The organism is Mesorhizobium sp. M8A.F.Ca.ET.181.01.1.1 (genome assembly GCF_004792025.1).
In the GTDB taxonomy this organism is placed as follows: Bacteria; Pseudomonadota; Alphaproteobacteria; order Rhizobiales; family Rhizobiaceae; genus Mesorhizobium.
Window position 1 is genome coordinate 350,274 of the sequence record NZ_SRTV01000005.1, and the last position, 16,326, is coordinate 366,599.

Annotated in this window: 12 protein-coding genes; 10 read left to right on the forward strand and 2 right to left on the reverse strand. The window is 62.6% G+C overall.

Going from position 1 to position 16,326, the window contains the following annotated elements; translation table 11 throughout:
• The first annotated feature begins 23 nt into the window (after positions 1 to 23).
• Positions 24 to 1,391 carry a tRNA lysidine(34) synthetase TilS gene (tilS, locus tag EN824_RS20215; RefSeq protein WP_135932654.1) on the forward strand — a complete coding sequence of 456 codons (1,368 nt, stop codon included), beginning with the start codon at positions 24 to 26 and terminating at the stop codon, positions 1,389 to 1,391.
• Between the two features lie 122 nt (positions 1,392 to 1,513).
• Complete coding sequence (gene ftsH, locus EN824_RS20220; RefSeq protein ID WP_127279662.1) at positions 1,514 to 3,442, forward strand: ATP-dependent zinc metalloprotease FtsH; 1,929 nt, start codon at positions 1,514 to 1,516, stop codon at positions 3,440 to 3,442.
• 304 nt (positions 3,443 to 3,746) lie between these two features.
• Here ftsH and EN824_RS20225 read toward each other — a convergent pair whose 3' ends face one another.
• Positions 3,747 to 4,205 carry a hypothetical protein gene (locus tag EN824_RS20225; protein WP_127279663.1) on the reverse strand — a complete coding sequence of 153 codons (459 nt, stop codon included), beginning with the start codon at positions 4,203 to 4,205 and terminating at the stop codon, positions 3,747 to 3,749.
• Positions 4,206 to 4,442: 237 nt separating this feature from the next.
• Positions 4,443 to 5,282 (reverse strand): hypothetical protein, encoded by an 840-nt coding sequence (locus tag EN824_RS20230; RefSeq protein ID WP_135932627.1) that lies wholly within the window; start codon positions 5,280 to 5,282, stop codon positions 4,443 to 4,445.
• A gap of 369 nt (positions 5,283 to 5,651) precedes the next feature.
• Here EN824_RS20230 and glmM point away from each other — a divergent pair, with 369 nt between their 5' ends.
• From glmM to EN824_RS20270, 8 genes are all read left to right on the forward strand, one after another.
• Positions 5,652 to 7,004, forward strand: a complete 1,353-nt coding sequence (gene glmM / locus EN824_RS20235) for a phosphoglucosamine mutase (protein WP_127279665.1) — start codon at positions 5,652 to 5,654, stop codon at positions 7,002 to 7,004.
• Positions 7,005 to 7,249: 245 nt separating this feature from the next.
• The gene (locus EN824_RS20240; protein WP_135863188.1) at positions 7,250 to 8,098 is read left to right on the forward strand and encodes an outer membrane protein; all 849 of its coding nucleotides are present in this window, start codon (positions 7,250 to 7,252) and stop codon (positions 8,096 to 8,098) included.
• Between the two features lie 206 nt (positions 8,099 to 8,304).
• Entirely contained in the window at positions 8,305 to 9,087 is a 783-nt protein-coding gene (locus EN824_RS20245) for an outer membrane protein (RefSeq protein ID WP_135917138.1), read from the forward strand.
• Positions 9,088 to 9,346: 259 nt separating this feature from the next.
• Positions 9,347 to 10,522, forward strand: coding sequence for a phosphoserine transaminase (locus tag EN824_RS20250; RefSeq protein WP_127279678.1), 1,176 nt, complete (start codon positions 9,347 to 9,349; stop codon positions 10,520 to 10,522).
• Between the two features lie 64 nt (positions 10,523 to 10,586).
• Positions 10,587 to 12,188, forward strand: coding sequence for a phosphoglycerate dehydrogenase (gene serA, locus EN824_RS20255; protein ID WP_135932628.1), 1,602 nt, complete (start codon positions 10,587 to 10,589; stop codon positions 12,186 to 12,188).
• A gap of 527 nt (positions 12,189 to 12,715) precedes the next feature.
• Positions 12,716 to 13,324: a gluconate 2-dehydrogenase subunit 3 family protein gene (locus EN824_RS20260; RefSeq protein WP_245464451.1), complete on the forward strand. Its 609-nt coding sequence runs from the start codon at positions 12,716 to 12,718 to the stop codon at positions 13,322 to 13,324.
• Between the two features lie 2 nt (positions 13,325 to 13,326).
• On the forward strand, positions 13,327 to 15,093 hold the full coding sequence (locus EN824_RS20265) for a GMC family oxidoreductase (RefSeq protein WP_127279676.1): 1,767 nt from the start codon (positions 13,327 to 13,329) through the stop codon (positions 15,091 to 15,093).
• Positions 15,090 to 16,301 carry a cytochrome c gene (locus EN824_RS20270; protein WP_135929540.1) on the forward strand — a complete coding sequence of 404 codons (1,212 nt, stop codon included), beginning with the start codon at positions 15,090 to 15,092 and terminating at the stop codon, positions 16,299 to 16,301. The genes EN824_RS20265 and EN824_RS20270 overlap by 4 nt, the downstream gene beginning before the upstream one ends.
• Positions 16,302 to 16,326: the final 25 nt, after the last annotated feature.

Sequence of the window (16,326 nt, forward strand, 5' to 3'; positions counted from 1 at the left end):
GGGACTTTTGGACGAATGCATTGATGCTCGACACCGGGCCTGAGTTTTCGACGAGACTTTTTTCGCATATCGATTTTACCAACGGCGCCGTTGCGGCCGTATCAGGCGGCAGCGACTCGATCGCGCTCCTTCTTCTTCTCAAACAGCATCTCGACAAAACCGCGCCGTCCACGAGGCTGCTCGCGATCACGGTCGATCACGGCTTGCGGCAGGGTTCGGCTGGTGAGGCGCAGGCCGTGGCGCAGCTTTGCGCGGAGCGCGGCATCGCCCACCGCATCCTGGCCTGGTCGGGAGAAAAACCATCGACCGGCCTGCCTGCGGCAGCGCGCGAGGCGCGCTACCGGCTGCTCGCCAGCGCCGCCCGGGCGGAGGGCATCGGCCTGATCGTGACCGGACATACATCGGACGACCAGGCCGAGACGGTGCTGATGCGGCGCGATCGCAACGATGCGGGCCGCGATGAAGGACGGGGCCTTGCCGGCATGGCGCCCGCCACCTTGCATGACTGGCGCGACTGGATCGTGCGACCGCTTCTTGGCGTCCGGCGCTCTGTGCTGCGCGATTTCCTGCACCGCCAACAGGTCGGCTGGGCCGAGGACCCGACCAATGCCGATGAAGCCTTCGAGCGGCCGCGCATGCGCGCGGCCCTTGCCGGGGAGGCCGGCGCACAGCGCATGAACGACGCGCTGGCGTTGGCGGCACAGGCGGCCGGCGCCCGCATGCGGCTTGGCGCCAAGGCCGCCTCTCTGGTCGAGCGCTTTGCCAGCCGGCCGGCGACGGGTCTCGTCCGGCTCGACCCGGCCCTGCTCAGCGCCGGCGACGACCAGGCGGCCGTCTACGCGCTGCGCATTCTCCTGGCGACGACAGGCGGGATTGCCTTCCTGCCGGACCAGGCTCGCAGCGAGGCGTTGTTCGCCAGGCTGAAGGCGGGGTTTCTTTGCGCCACATTGTCGCGGACGGTGATCGACTTCCGGCGCGCCGGCATCTTCCTGCGCCGGGAAATGCGGGGCTTGCCGGCGGCAGCGGCAACGGTCGACGCCACCATCTGGGATGGCCGCCGCCAAATCACATTGCACGACGCCAGCGGCGCATTGTTGATCGCCCCATTCGGGGCGTTGGCGGCGAAGCGGCTCGCTGTAGGCCGGGGCGAAACCCCGCCAAGCCTGATGCGCGCGGCATTGGCGGCTGAACCAGGCCTGCTGCAAGCCGTCGAAAAGGCCGGTTCGGCGCCTGATTGGCCGACATCGCAAGGGTTTGCGGCCTCGCCAGTCGTTGCTCCCTTCGCCCGCTTCCTGCCGTCCTTCGATCTGGTCCCGGCGCGCGCCGTCGCCGGGTTGATCGGCGCGGCGCCGTTTCCCCCCATGCCATTCGCCGGCCACAGTGCCGGTTGATGCTGCGCGAAAGCTTAACCCAGACATGCTGTTCTGCTTGGCAAGGGGGGACGCTCTCCCTATGTTAGGCCCAAGTTTCCTCTCATGATGCTGTCCGCTCGCGGACACCAACGGGACAATTGATGAATCCGAACTATCGCAACCTCGCGCTCTGGGCGATCATAGCGGTCCTGCTCATCGCCCTCTTCAATCTGTTCCAGACGCCGCAGACGCGCGGGGCTTCGAGCGATGTGCCTTATTCGCAGTTCCTGCAGGATGTCGCGGCCGGCCGGGTCAAGACGGTGACCATCGCGGGTGCCCGCATCACCGGCACCTACACCGACAATTCCAGCGGCTTCCAGACCTATTCGCCCGGCGATCCCCAACTGGTCTCGCGGCTGCAGGACAAGAACGTCACCATCAATGCGCGGCCCGAGACCGACGGTTCCAATTCGCTGTTCGGCTACCTGATCTCGTGGCTGCCGATGATCCTCATCCTCGGCGTGTGGATATTCTTCATGCGCCAGATGCAGTCCGGCTCCGGGCGCGCCATGGGCTTCGGCAAGTCGAAGGCCAAGCTCCTGACCGAGGCGCATGGCCGCGTCACCTTCCAGGACGTCGCCGGCGTCGACGAAGCCAAGGAAGATCTTGAAGAGATCGTCGAGTTCCTGCGCGATCCGCAGAAGTTCCAGCGCCTCGGCGGCAAGATTCCGCGCGGCGTGCTGCTGGTCGGTCCTCCCGGCACCGGCAAGACGCTGCTTGCCCGCTCGGTCGCCGGCGAAGCCAACGTGCCGTTCTTCACCATTTCAGGTTCGGATTTCGTCGAGATGTTCGTCGGCGTCGGCGCCAGCCGCGTCCGTGACATGTTCGACCAGGCCAAGAAGAATGCGCCCTGCATCATCTTCATCGACGAAATCGACGCCGTCGGCCGCCATCGCGGTGCCGGTCTCGGCGGCGGCAATGACGAGCGCGAGCAGACGCTGAACCAGTTGCTGGTCGAGATGGACGGCTTCGAATCCAACGAAAGCATCATCCTGATCGCCGCCACGAACCGGCCCGACGTGCTCGATCCGGCGTTGCTGCGTCCCGGCCGTTTCGACCGCCAGGTGGTGGTGCCCAACCCCGACATCGTCGGCCGCGAGAAGATCCTCAAGGTGCATGTGCGCAACGTGCCGCTGGCGCCCAATGTCGATCTCAAGGTCGTCGCTCGTGGTACGCCCGGCTTCTCCGGCGCCGACCTGATGAACCTTGTCAACGAATCCGCGCTGATGGCCGCGCGGCGCAACAAGCGCCTCGTCACCATGGCCGAGTTCGAGGACGCCAAGGACAAGATCATGATGGGCGCCGAGCGCCGCTCGTCGGCCATGACCCAGGCCGAGAAGGAGCTGACCGCCTATCACGAGGCCGGCCACGCCATCCTGGCGCTCAACGTGCCGTCGGCCGATCCGCTGCACAAGGCGACCATCATCCCGCGCGGCCGCGCGCTTGGCATGGTCATGCAGTTGCCGGAAGGCGACCGCTACTCCATGAGCTACAAATACATGGTCTCGCGCCTCGCCATCATGATGGGCGGCCGCGTCGCAGAGGAGTTCAAGTTCGGCAAGGAGAACATCACGTCGGGTGCCTCCTCCGACATCGAGCAGGCGACCAAGCTGGCGCGCGCCATGGTCACGCGCTGGGGCTTCTCCGACAAGCTCGGCCATGTCGCCTATGGCGACAACCAGGAAGAGGTCTTCCTTGGCCATTCGGTGGCGCGCACGCAAAACATCTCGGAAGAGACGGCGCAGATCATCGATGCGGAAGTGCGCCGGCTGATCGACGACGCCTATTCGACGGCGAAGTCGGTGCTGACCAAGAAGAAGAAGGAATGGATCGCGCTGGCGCAAGGCCTGCTCGAATACGAGACACTGTCCGGCGAGGAGATCAAGCAGTTGATCGCAGGGCAGAAGCCCTCGCGCGACCTTGGCGACGACACACCGCCGAGCCGTGGCTCGGCCGTTCCGAAGTCCGGAGGCCGCCGCAAGAAGGGTCCCGAGCCCGAAGGCGGCATGGAGCCGCAGCCGCAGGGCTAGACCGGTTCAGCGTTTGATAGAATCGCTAACCCGCTCTAACTCTTTGTTTTCACGCAATTCCGGACGGAAAACCGCTACGCACTTTTCCTGGAAATTGCTCCAGAACTCAAGGGGCGCGCCGGACGTACGTTGGAGCGTCACCCCTCGGGCTTGTCCCGATGACCTGCAAACGCAGTTGGCGGTTTCCAACTCATACCCGGCGCCCAGATGTCGCCCGACAGCAGATCCTCGGGACAAGCCCGAGGATCACGGCTCAACGTCTGCGTGAAAAACTGTGAACCGCTTTATCCGCCGTATTCGACTTTTATGATTCAGCTTTCAGCCGCGCATTGCAAAGGCTGTAATAACCGCCGCCCTTCTGGATCCAGCGAAGGCCGTTCAACGTACCCGCCTCCTTGTTGCCGTGGTAACCCTGCAGGCAGGTCTTCATCCGCGCCTTCGCGGGCTTTTCGGTCTTGAACTCGGCGGCGAGGGTGGTCGGGAATGTCACGCCCACCGGCGCTACAGTTGGGGCGACCGCCGCGCTGGTTTCCTTTTTCGGCTGCGGCGTGGTTTCGACCGTATCCGCGCTGACACTCTCGGCGGCGGACGTCGCGCATTTCTCTTTGCGGAAAGCGGCCCAGTCCATGCCGTTCAGAGTGCCGCCTTCCTTGGCTGTCCGGTAATTCTCGCCGCATTCCTTCATCGTCAGTGCGCTTGCAGGGGCGACGTTCCAAGCAACAAATGCGGTCGCAGCCAATACCGCCAATTTCAAACTGTGCATAAGACCCTCCTGGTTGACAATAAGCTTGACGTCCTTTTGTATACGTTTTGTTCTTTATATGTTCAACCAGAATCTTTGCGGATTATCGATGAGCCTGGCGGGGGCAGTGTAGGCGAATTGATGATGCCGGCAGCCCCCGCGACATGCGTGCAAAGCCGCAGGCGTCTTCGCTCGCAACAAAAAGGCCCGCGCATCTTGCGATGCGCGGGCCTTTGTTTGGAGACTATGGCTACGCGATCAGCCCTTCAGCTTGGCATTGCAGAGGCTGTAGAAGCCGCCGCCCTTCTGGATCCACTTCAGGCCGCCGAGCGCGTTGGCGTCCTTGAGGACATAGTACTGGTCGAGGCAGGTATGCATGCGACCCTTTCCGGGAGTTTCGCTGGCATACTTCGCCGAGATCGCGGACGGGAAGGTGACGCCCTTGGGCGCAGCCGTCGTCGGCTTTGCCGGCTCCTTGGTGTAACTGGCCTCGCTCGGGGCGGGCACGGTGTCGTCGTCGGACGCGCTGGCGCCGCATTCAGCCTTGCGGAAGTCGTTCCACTTCATGCCCTTCAGGGTGTTCGCCGTCTTGGCGGCCTGGTACTTGGTGCTGCATTCTGCCATGCTCAGACCCTTGCCAGAAGCAGCGGCCGGAGCTGCCGCCGCCTTGGTGGTCGCCGGTTTGGTGTCGGCGGCAGCGGATGCACCAGCGGCACATTCAGCCTTGCGGAAGTCGTTCCACTTCATGCCGTTCAGCGTGCCGGCGGCCTTGGCCGCCTGGTACTTGGTGCTGCATTCCTTGGCGGTCAGGCCCTTGGCCGTGCTGTCGGCAGCCGCGGCCGCAGCCTTGGTGGTCTTGGCCGGCTTGGTTTCAGTCGCCTTGGTGGTGGCAGCCTTGGTATCGGTGGTGGCCGCGGCGTCGGTACCGCATTGCGCCTTGCGGAACTGGTTCCAGGTCGCCCCCGCAAGCGTCCCCGCGTCCTTGGCGGCGTTATACTTCGTGCTGCACTCGGCCATCGTCAGCGCGTTGGCTGGCGCGGCCAGGAACAACGTCGCGACCGCGAGGCCGGTGAGAGTGGCAATTCGGTGGATGAGCATAGCGTTTCTCCGTGGCTGAAGCCCATTATACGTCCCAGCGAATCAATAACGCTCAACGGTCGGTTGCGCCAGATGCCAGGTGGCTTATATATCGCCAGAAATCGCCTTCTAACGACAAGGTGATGAAATCATTTGACCTTACGGCCGCCGAGCTAAGAATTCTCGGGGTGCATCCGCGCTCGATGGCTCGCAAAACTGGTATATTGTGGCGCAACGGTGGCTCGGTAACAGGACGCCACCAGGTTGTGTGCAGTGCACAACAATGATTTTCTAAGGATTGGTAACATATAATCACACAATGTGATCGGGGCACGACGGCCAATTGTGGCATGACGTGCCGGCTAAGGACAATCAGGGATACTGGCTAGCATGGCAGGGAATTACTTCGGCACGGACGGCATTCGCGGGCGCGCCAACAAGTTTCCGATGACCGCGGAAATCGCCATGCGGGTCGGCATGGCCGCTGGCCTTTCGTTCCAGCGCGGCAGCCATCGCCATCGTGTCGTGCTCGGCAAGGACACCAGGCTTTCCGGCTACATGATCGAGAACGCGATGGTGGCCGGCCTTTGCGCCGCCGGCATGGACGTGTTCCTGCTCGGCCCGATCCCGACGCCGGCGGTGGCCATGCTGGTGCGTTCGCTGCGTGCCGATATCGGCGTCATGATCTCGGCTTCGCACAATCCCTATTACGACAACGGCATCAAGCTGTTCGGCCCGGACGGCTACAAGCTCTCCGACGAGATCGAAGAACGCATTGAGAGCATGCTCGACAAGGACATCGAACTGGCGCTCGCCGATTCCGACGGGCTTGGCCGCGCCAAGCGCGTCGATGGCGTGCACGACCGCTACATCGAATTCGCCAAGCGCACCTTGCCGCGCTCGATGTCGCTTTCGGGTCTCAGGATCGTCGTCGACTGCGCCAATGGCGCGGCCTACAAGGTGGCGCCAGAGGCGCTGTGGGAGCTTGGCGCCGAGGTCGTGGCCATCAATGTCGAGCCCAACGGCTTCAACATCAACAGGGAATGCGGTTCGACCCATCCGGCCGGGCTGCAGAAGAAGGTGCATGAAGTGCGCGCCGACATCGGCATCGCGCTCGACGGCGATGCCGACCGCGTCGTCATCGTCGACGAGAACGGGGCCATCGTCGACGGCGACCAGATCATGGCGCTGATTGCCGAATCCTGGCACCAGAGCGGGCGATTGGCCGGCGGTGGCGTCGTTTCGACCGTCATGTCCAATCTCGGCCTTGAACGCTTTCTCGGCGACATGAAGCTGCAATTGCACCGCACCAAGGTCGGCGACCGCTATGTCGTGGAGCATATGCGCGCGCATGGGCTCAATGTTGGCGGCGAGCAGTCGGGTCACATCGTGCTGTCCGACTTTTCGACCACCGGCGACGGTCTGGTCTCGGCGCTGCAGGTGCTGGCCTGCATCAAGCGGCAGGGCCGCCCGGTCAGCGAACTGTCGAAGAAGTTCGAACCGGTGCCGCAACTGTTGAAGAACGTTCGCATCGCCGGCGGCAAGCCGCTGGAGGAAGCCCTGGTCAAGGCCGCGATCGAAGACGCCCGTCACCGTCTCGGCAAGGCCGGGCGGCTGGTCATCCGCCCATCCGGCACCGAGCCGCTGATCCGTGTCATGGCCGAGGGCGACGATCCGCAACTGGTCGAGGCCGTCGTCAACGACATCGTCGGGGTCATCTCGGAAACCCGCAGCGCCGCCTGACATTCGCCCGCCGGAAGGCGCCGCCGCCTTGCTTGCATCGAAGCCCGCCCCGCCGGCGGGCTTTTTGTTGGCCGGAGAACCGGTTCATTCTGTCGAAATCATCGCCAGATCTCCTGGATTTTAGAGATTCGTGGTTAATCGACAAGGTTAAACGCCTTTTAACTTTTGCAATTCATTATCCACGCCTGAAAGCCAATTTCATTCGGACACGATCGCCGTTCCGAGGGTTTCTAGGGGTGACAAGCATGTTCAATACAGCAAGAAAGGCACTGTTCGCGCTGCTGTTCGCGGGCTTGGCCTGGCCGGTACTCGCAGCTGATCTGCCTGAGCCGCAGGTCGAAGAAGCGCCACCGCCGGTCTATGAGCCTGTCGATGTCGGCGGATGGTATATCCGCGGCGACCTCGACTATCACAAGTCGAAGGTGGGTGACATCGACTACATCACCTATGGGGCCGCGCCTTGCCCGTGCGGACCTCCCGTCGGGGTCGCCGGCAGCAAGAGCTTCGACTACGGCAAGCTCAAGGGCGGCTTCTCGCTCGGCGGCGGCGTCGGCTACAAGATCAATGAACACTTCCGCACCGACCTGACCGCCGATTATTGGTTCAAGTCGAACTTCAACGGCGCCACCTCGGATCTCACCACGACCTCGACCGAAGTGTCGAAGATGAGCGCCTTGCTGCTGCTGGCCAATGCGTATGTCGATATCGGCACCTGGCATGGCATCACGCCCTATGTCGGCGCCGGCATCGGCGGTGCGCGCGTCAAGTGGGATACTGTCTACGATCCGAACACGACCGAGTCCAACCCCGGGACATCCAGCTGGCGCTTCGCCTACGCGGTCATGGCCGGCGCCTCCTACTGTCTGACCGACAAAGTCATCCTCGATGCTGGCTACCGTTTCTCCCATATTCAGGGCGGTCGCATGTTCGAGTATGGTCCAAGCGGCGCCACGCCGGGCGCCGGGCCGGGCTTCGATCACGGCTTCAACACCCACGAAGTGCGCGGTGGCTTGCGCTATCAGTTTGGCGGTAACAACGGGTGCAGCGTACCGGTTGCCTATCAGCCCGAGCCCGAGCCGATCTACACCAAGTAATCGTCTGGAAGTTCCAAGAATTCGTCGACCGCCCGGCATCAGCCGGGCGGTTTTCGTTTGAGATGACCGGGGTGAGTCCGTTCGAAATCAATTAGCTAACGCTCTGTTAGCCTTAACCGGCACTTAACCACTATGGTTAACAATGCTCCTTGAAACGATGGCTGCCTGCGTGATCGCAGGTGTCGCCAAATCGGGAGTCGGGGACCATGACACTCATATCGCGTATTGCGTTGGCGCTTGCCGGATTTGGCCTCTTGCCACTGACATCGGCATTCGCCGCCGATTACGATCCTCCGGTCTATGTCGACCAGGCGCCGGACTATGTGCCGGTCGAGGTCGGCTCCGGATGGTATCTGCGCGGCGACGTCTCCTATCTGGTGCAAAAGAGCTTCAAAAACGGGGATTTCACCTTCCCGTCGGCGATCAACAACGAAAACTTTAGCGAGAGCAACAAAGCGGCCTTCGCCAGCATCGGTTTCGGCTATCATTTCACCGACTATCTGCGCGCCGATCTCAACCTCGGCTATTTGCCCGGTAACGACGTCAGCTTCAGCTATGACGATTCAGCGGTCGTCACGCTGCCGACATTGTCGACCCAGGGATCGGGATCGCTGAAGAACTATGCCTTCTCGGGGATACTCAATGGCTATGTCGATCTCGGCACATATGTCGGAATCACGCCCTATCTCGGCGCCGGCATCGGTGTTGTCCGCAGCAGGCACACGCTTTCGGCGACTTACACGGATAACAATGTCCCCGCCAACAGTTTCAACCTGCAGGACAACAAGACACAGTATTCCTTCGCCTATACGTTGAATGCCGGCCTTGCCTATCAGGTTTCCAAGAACGTTTCCGTCGATCTCGGTTATCAGTATTTCTCGGCCCCCGACGCCGAATATGTGACGGCCGAAAGCCTGACCTCCTTCCCGGTCCACAAGGGAATCAGCAATCACCAGGTCAAGCTGGGGCTGCGCTACGATCTCTGGTAGGTCCCGCACAGATCAGCATTTCGGCGGCGGATCCCTGCGGTCCGCCGTCTGCATTTGAAATCACGCGATCCTGATCACGGACATTCTTGTTTGATGCATGTCGTCGACCCAAAACCGCCGGGCACTTTTGGGCGACATGCATTTGGTATCCCGGCAGCGACAAAAACTTTCCTCTTGACGCCCGAGGCCTGAACGCATATCGCCGTCCGTGGGCCACCCCTCCCCAACGAGGGGCCACTATCTGGAAGGATAGACCACGATGACGACGCATACGAAGCCCGGATTCCGTCCGGTAAATCCCAATTTTTCCTCAGGTCCCTGCGCAAAACGTCCCGGCTGGTCGGTCGAGGCGCTGAAATCCGCTGCGCTCGGCCGCTCCCACCGCGCCAAGATCGGCAAGACCAAGCTCGAACAGGCGATCGAGCTGACGCGCGAAATCCTGCAAGTTCCGGCGGACTATCGCATCGGCATCGTGCCGGCATCGGACACTGGTGCCGTCGAGATGGCGCTGTGGTCGCTGCTCGGCGAACGCGGCGTCGACATGGTCGCCTGGGAAAGCTTTGGCTCCGGCTGGGTGACCGACGTGGTCAAGCAGTTGAAGCTCGCCGATGTGCGCAAGATCGAGGCCGGCTACGGCGAATTGCCGGATCTGGCCAAGATCGATTTCGACCGCGACGTTGTCTTCACCTGGAACGGCACCACGTCGGGCGTGCGCGTGCCCAACGGTGATTTCATCCCAGCCGATCGCAAGGGCCTGACCATCTGCGACGCGACGTCGGCCGCCTTCGCGCAAAGGCTGGACTTCGAGAAGCTCGATGTCGTGACCTTCTCCTGGCAGAAGGTGCTGGGCGGCGAGGGCGCGCATGGCATGCTGATCCTGTCGCCACGTGCCGTCGCGCGGCTGGAGAGCTACAAGCCTTCATGGCCGTTGCCGAAAATCTTCCGCCTGACCTCGGGCGGCAAGCTGATCGAAGGCATCTTCAAGGGCGAAACCATCAACACGCCATCGATGCTTTGCGTCGAGGACTATCTCGATGCGTTGAACTGGGCGAAGTCGATCGGTGGCCTCGATGCGCTGATTGCCAGGGCGGATGCCAATGCCGCCGTGCTCGACCGGTTCGTGGAAAGCTCATCCTGGCTCGGTCATCTCGCCGTCGCGCCGGCGACACGCTCGAACACGTCGGTCTGTCTGTCCTTCAGCGATCCGGATATCGCGGCGCTCGACGCTGACGGGCAGGCGGCGTTCGCCAAGGGGCTTGTCTCGACGCTCGACAAGGAAGGCGTCGCCTACGACATCGGTTCCTACCGCGATGCCCCACCGGGATTGCGCATCTGGTGCGGCGCAACCGTCGAGACCTCCGATCTCGAAGCGCTGCTGCCCTGGCTCGACTGGGCCTTTGCCAGCCAGAAGGCGTCGCTGAAAGCGGCTGCCTGAGGTACTCCGCGGCGGCCCGAGGGCCGCCCGTTCCCGGATCAATCCCATTTTCAAGGAGGCCGCCATGGCGCCCCGCGTTCTCGTTTCCGACAAACTCTCTCCTACCGCCTTGCAGATCTTCAAGGATCGCGGCGTCGAGGTCGACTATCTGCCCGACCTCGGCAAGGACAAGGAAAAGCTGCTTGAAGTGATCGGCCAGTACGACGGCCTCGCCATCCGCTCGGCGACCAAGGTCACCGAGAAGCTGATCAACGCCGCCACCAATCTCAAGGTCATCGGCCGCGCCGGCATCGGCGTCGACAATGTCGATATCCCGGCGGCAAGCCGCAAAGGTATCATCGTGATGAATACGCCCTTCGGCAATTCGATCACGACGGCCGAACACGCCGTGGCGATGATCTTCGCGCTCGCCCGCCAGATACCGGAAGCCAACGCTTCGACCCATGCCGGTAGATGGGAGAAGAACCGCTTCATGGGCGTCGAGATCACCGGCAAGACGCTCGGCGTCATCGGCTGCGGCAACATCGGTTCGATCGTCGCCACACGCGGCGTCGGGCTGAAGATGCATGTCGTCGCCTTCGACCCGTTCCTGTCGGACAAGCGGGCCGAGGAACTCGGCGTCGACAAGGTGGAACTGGACGAACTCTTCGCCCGCGCGGACTTCATCACGCTGCACACGCCGCTGACCGACAAGACTCGCAACATCATCGATGCGGCCGCCATCGCCAAGATGAAGAACGGCGTGCGCATCATAAACTGCGCCCGTGGCGGGCTGGTGGTCGAAGCCGACCTCGTCGCGGCGCTGAAGAGCGGCAAAGTGGCGGGCGCCGGTATCGACGTGTTCGAGGTCGAACCGGCGGAGCAGAATACGCTGTTCGGCATGGAGAACGTGGTGGCGACGCCGCATCTCGGCGCCTCGACGGCGGAAGCGCAGGAGAATGTCGCGCTGCAGGTCGCCGAGCAGATGGCCGACTACCTGATCAAGGGTGCAGTCTCCAACGCCATAAACATGCCGTCGATCACGGCGGAAGAGGCGCCACGGCTGAAGCCGTTCGTCAAGCTCGCCGAAGTGCTCGGCGCCTTCGTCGGCCAGGTGACCGAGGATCCGATCACCGAGGTCGAGATCCTGTTCGACGGCTCGACCGCGACGATGAACACGCGCGCGCTGATCAGCGCTGCCCTGGCCGGGCTGATCAGGCCGCAGGTCGCCGACGTCAACATGGTCTCGGCGCCGATCATGGTGAAAGAGCGCGGCATCATCGTCGCCGAGGTCAAGCGCGACAAATCGGGCGTCTTCGACGGCTATATCAAGCTGACGGTCAAGACCGAGCACAGGACCCGCTCGATCGCCGGCACCTGCTTCTCCGACGGCAAGCCGCGCTTCATCCAGATCAAGGGCATCAACCTCGACGCCGAGGTCGGCCAGCACATGCTCTACACGACCAATGCCGACGCGCCCGGCATCATCGGCCTGCTCGGTACTGTCTGTGGCGAGAATGGCGTCAACATCGCCAACTTCCAGCTTGGCCGCAATCGGCCGGGGGGCGACGCCATCGCCCTGCTCTATCTCGACGCGCCGTTCCCGGAAAAGGTGCTGGAGCAGGTGCGGGGCCACAAGTCGATCGACTCGGCAAAGCGCCTCCAGTTCGACGTGGGCGGGTTCTAGTCGATCCCTCCGCACCCTCAGGGTGATAAGCAAAACCATTACGACGCCCCGTTTGCCGGCATGCATGCGGGGCGTTGCCGTGACCGCTGGAGTAGCCTGGCGGGTTGGGCCGTTGCCGGCGGTAGCACGCTTTGGAAACCCGCCTGATGATACGCTCGTTGCTTCAAGCTGCTACAAGGATATCCTCTTTAGCCATCAGTACATTAGCGCATGACGATAAGAAGATGACTGGCCTAATCTAACGATTTTGTGATCTGCTTGACGATCCCGGTTTCTTTCCGCAGGCTGACACCAAGTAATTGGCATGACTTAAACTTAACTGATTTTGTCATGATTTTGCGCGCTCCTTTCGGCGCGCCTCTATTGTTGTCGGGGTGCCTTCGATGGATCGTCACAATACTGTCCGACTGAGCCGCCGTCTTTTTCTGTCTTCGGTTGCGATGTTTACGGCAACGGCAACATCGGCAAGCTTTGCCCGATCCTTGTCGGGCTCGCTGCCTTGGGCGCCGCTGTCGTCCGATCCGCCGATGCAGGTCGTGTCCGGCGGCTGGCAGTTCTTCACGCCGCAGGAAGCCGCGCTCGTCGAGGCCATCGTCGACCGCCTTGTCCCCGCCGACGATCTCTCGATGGGCGGCAAGGAGGCCGGCTGCGCTGTCTATATAGACCGTCAGTTGACGGGCGCGTTCGGAACGTCGAGCCGGCTCTACACAAAAGGACCGTTCCTGCCGGGGTTGCCCACGCAAGGTTACCAGGGCGAAGCCAATCCCGCCCAGCGTTACCGCATCGGCCTTGCCGCCATCGACGCTTTCCTGAAACAGCGCGACGGCAAGACATTCGCCGAGCTCCAGCCGGCGGACCAGGATGCATTCCTGACCGCCATGGAAGCTGGAAAGGTTGACTTGCCAAACGGCGTCAAGGGTCCTGGTTTCTTCGGGCTTCTGCTGCAGAACACGATGGAAGGGTTCTTTGCCGATCCGGTCTATGGCGGCAACAAGGACATGGTCTCGTGGCGCATGCTTGGTTTCCCCGGCGCTCGCTATGACTACCGGGACCACGTCAGCAAGCACAATCAGCCCTATCCGCGGCCGCCCGTCTCCATCGAAGGCAGCCCGGAATGGCTCGTGAAAAGGAGCTGACCATGACGACGATACTGCCTCGCAAGGATGTCGTGATCGTCGGCCTCGGCTGGACAGGGTCCATCCTTGCGCATGAACTCACCGATCAGGGCCTGGACGTTCTGGCCATCGAGCGTGGTCCCTGGCGCGATACGGCAACCGATTTCAACATCGGCTACGCACAGGACGAGTTGCGCTACAGCGTGCGGCGCGACCTGTTCCTGCAGCCTGCCGTTGAAACGCTGACCATGCGCAACGACCCGTCGCAGACGGCGCTGCCGATGCGCGATTTCGGCTCGTTCCTGCCAGGCAACGGTGTCGGTGGCGCCGGGGTGCACTGGAACGGCCACACCTGGCGGTTCTGGGATTCGGATTTTCAGATCAAGACCAACCTGACCAAGAGGTATGGCGCGGCACGGATCGCCGATCTCCAGGTCGAGGACTGGGGCGTGACCGGCGCCGAGATGGAGCCTTATTACGACCAGTTCGAATATCTGGCGGGCATCTCGGGCAAAGCCGGCAACATCAAGGGGCAGCTACAGGAAGGCGGCAATCCGTTCGAGGATCCGAGGTCGCGGGACTATCCGAACCCGCCGATGGAGATGACCTACGCGCCGACCCTGTTCGCCAATGCCGGCCGGTCCATGGGATTGCACCCGTTCCCGACACCGTCCGCCAACATGTCACGGACCTATGTCAATCCGCTCGGCATCACCATGGGGCAGTGCACCTATTGCGGATTCTGCGAGCGGTTCGGCTGCGCCAACTATTCCAAATCCAGCGCCCAGACCACCATCCTTCCCGTCCTGATGAAGAAGGCCAATTTCGAGGTCCGGACCGACAGCGAGGTGCTGCATGTCGATCTTGCCGCCGGCGGCAAGTCGGCGCGCGGCGTAACCTATGTCGATACGTCGGGACAGGAATTCTTCCAGCCGGCCGATCTCGTGCTTCTGTGCGCCTACGGCCTGCACAATGCCCGGCTGATGATGCTGTCGGGCATCGGCAGGATCTATGATCCCGCTACCGGCGAGGGCACGGTCGGCCGCAACTACTGCTACCAGACCAACGCCGGCGTGCAGGTGTTCTTCGATGACAAGAACTTCAATCCGTTCATTGCCGCGGGCGCGCTCGGTCAGACGATCGACGACTATAATGGCGACGCCTTCGACCACGGCGGGCTCGATTTCGTCGGCGGCGCGGGCATAAACTGCATCCCCACCAATGGACGTCCCATTGGGACCCGGCCGACGCTGCCGGGCACGCCGAAGTGGGGCAGCGCCTGGAAGAAGGCGACCGTCGCGGGCTACAAAAGCACGCTCGGCTTCTCCTCGCAGGGCAGCAGCTACGCGATACGCACCAACTACCTCGACCTCGACCCGACCTACAAGGATCGCTTCGGCCGGCCGCTTATGCGCATGACCTTCGATTTTCCCGACAACGATATCAGGATGTCGAATTACCTCTGCGACCGGATGGAGGAAATTGCCAAGACGCTTGGCGGCAAGCAATACAATGTCGGCCGTCGCAAAAAGGGCTGGGACAGCGTCCCATATCAAAGCACCCACAATACTGGCGGCGCCATCATGGGAACCGACCCGAAGAAGAGCGCGGTCAACACCTTCCTGCAAAGCTGGGATGTGCCCAACGTCTTCGTCATCGGCGCGTCGGCCTTTCCGCAGAATGCCGGCAAGAATCCGACCGGAACGGTCGGCGCGCTCGCCTACCGCGCCGCTGACGGCATCCGCAATCATTATCTTCGCAATCCCGGCGCCCCGTTGGTGCAGGCATGAGGACGCTCGCTGCCGGCGCCGGCGCGGCCCTGCTGGCGATCACGCCTGCACTTGCCGCCGATCAGGCGGACCAGATCATCCGCGGCCAATACCAGGCGGTGCTCGGCGATTGCGCGGGCTGTCATACGAGGCCGGGGGGCAAGCCGCTGGCCGGCGGCCTGCCGCTCGAAACGCCCTTCGGCGCACTGGTGCCGCCCAACATCACGCCCGACCACGAGACGGGCATCGGCAATTGGTCGGAGATCGATTTCCGCAACATGATGAAGACGGGCGTCGGCCACGATGGCGTGCGGCTCTATCCCGCCATGCCGTATCCCGCCTATACCAGGATGACCGAGCAGGACATCTCCGACCTGTGGGCCTACATGACCACGGTCGAGCCGGTCGCGAACAAGGTCGAGGCGAACCAGTTGCCGTTCCCGTTGAACATCCGGCTGGCGATGTGGGGCTGGAATCTCCTGAACTTCAGCGAGGCGAGCTTCCAGGCCGATCCCTCCAAGTCGGCGGAGTGGAATCGCGGCGCCTATATCGTCCAGGGGGCCGGGCACTGCGGGACCTGCCATACGCCCAAATCCTTCCTGGGCGCCGATCAGGACTCCAGCTTCCTGCAAGGGGCGTCGCTGCAGGGCTGGTTCGCCCCCGACATCACCAACAATGCTCAATCCGGCCTTGGCAAATGGTCGCAAGAGGATGTGGTCGCTTACCTCAAGACCGGCGTCAACGCGCATTCGATCGCGTCCGGTCCGATGGCCGAGGCGATCGAGAACTCGACCTCCAAAATGACGGATCCCGACCTAAAGGCCGTGGCCGTCTATCTCAAGAACCTGGGGTCGGACACCGGCAGTGCGCAGGCGCCCAAGCCCGACGAAGCGCGGATGGTGGCGGGCGAGGCGATCTACCGTGACAATTGTTCGGCCTGCCATGGCGGCGACGGCGCCGGGGCCGGCGCGTTGTTCCCCACCCTCATCGGCAATTCCATCGTCGCGCAGGGCAATCCCGAGACGCTTGCGCGCGTCGTTCTTGCCGGAAGCCAGGCGGTGCACACGACTGGTGCTCCGACCACGCCTTCGATGCCCTCGCTGGCATGGCGGCTGAAGGACCAGGAAATCGCCGACGTGCTGACCTATGTGCGCGGCAGCTGGGGCAATTCTGCGCCGGCGGTCTCGTCCGACGATATCGCGGCGGTGCGCAAGGAATTGGTGCCGTAGCCTGCATTCCGGGCTGGATTTCGAT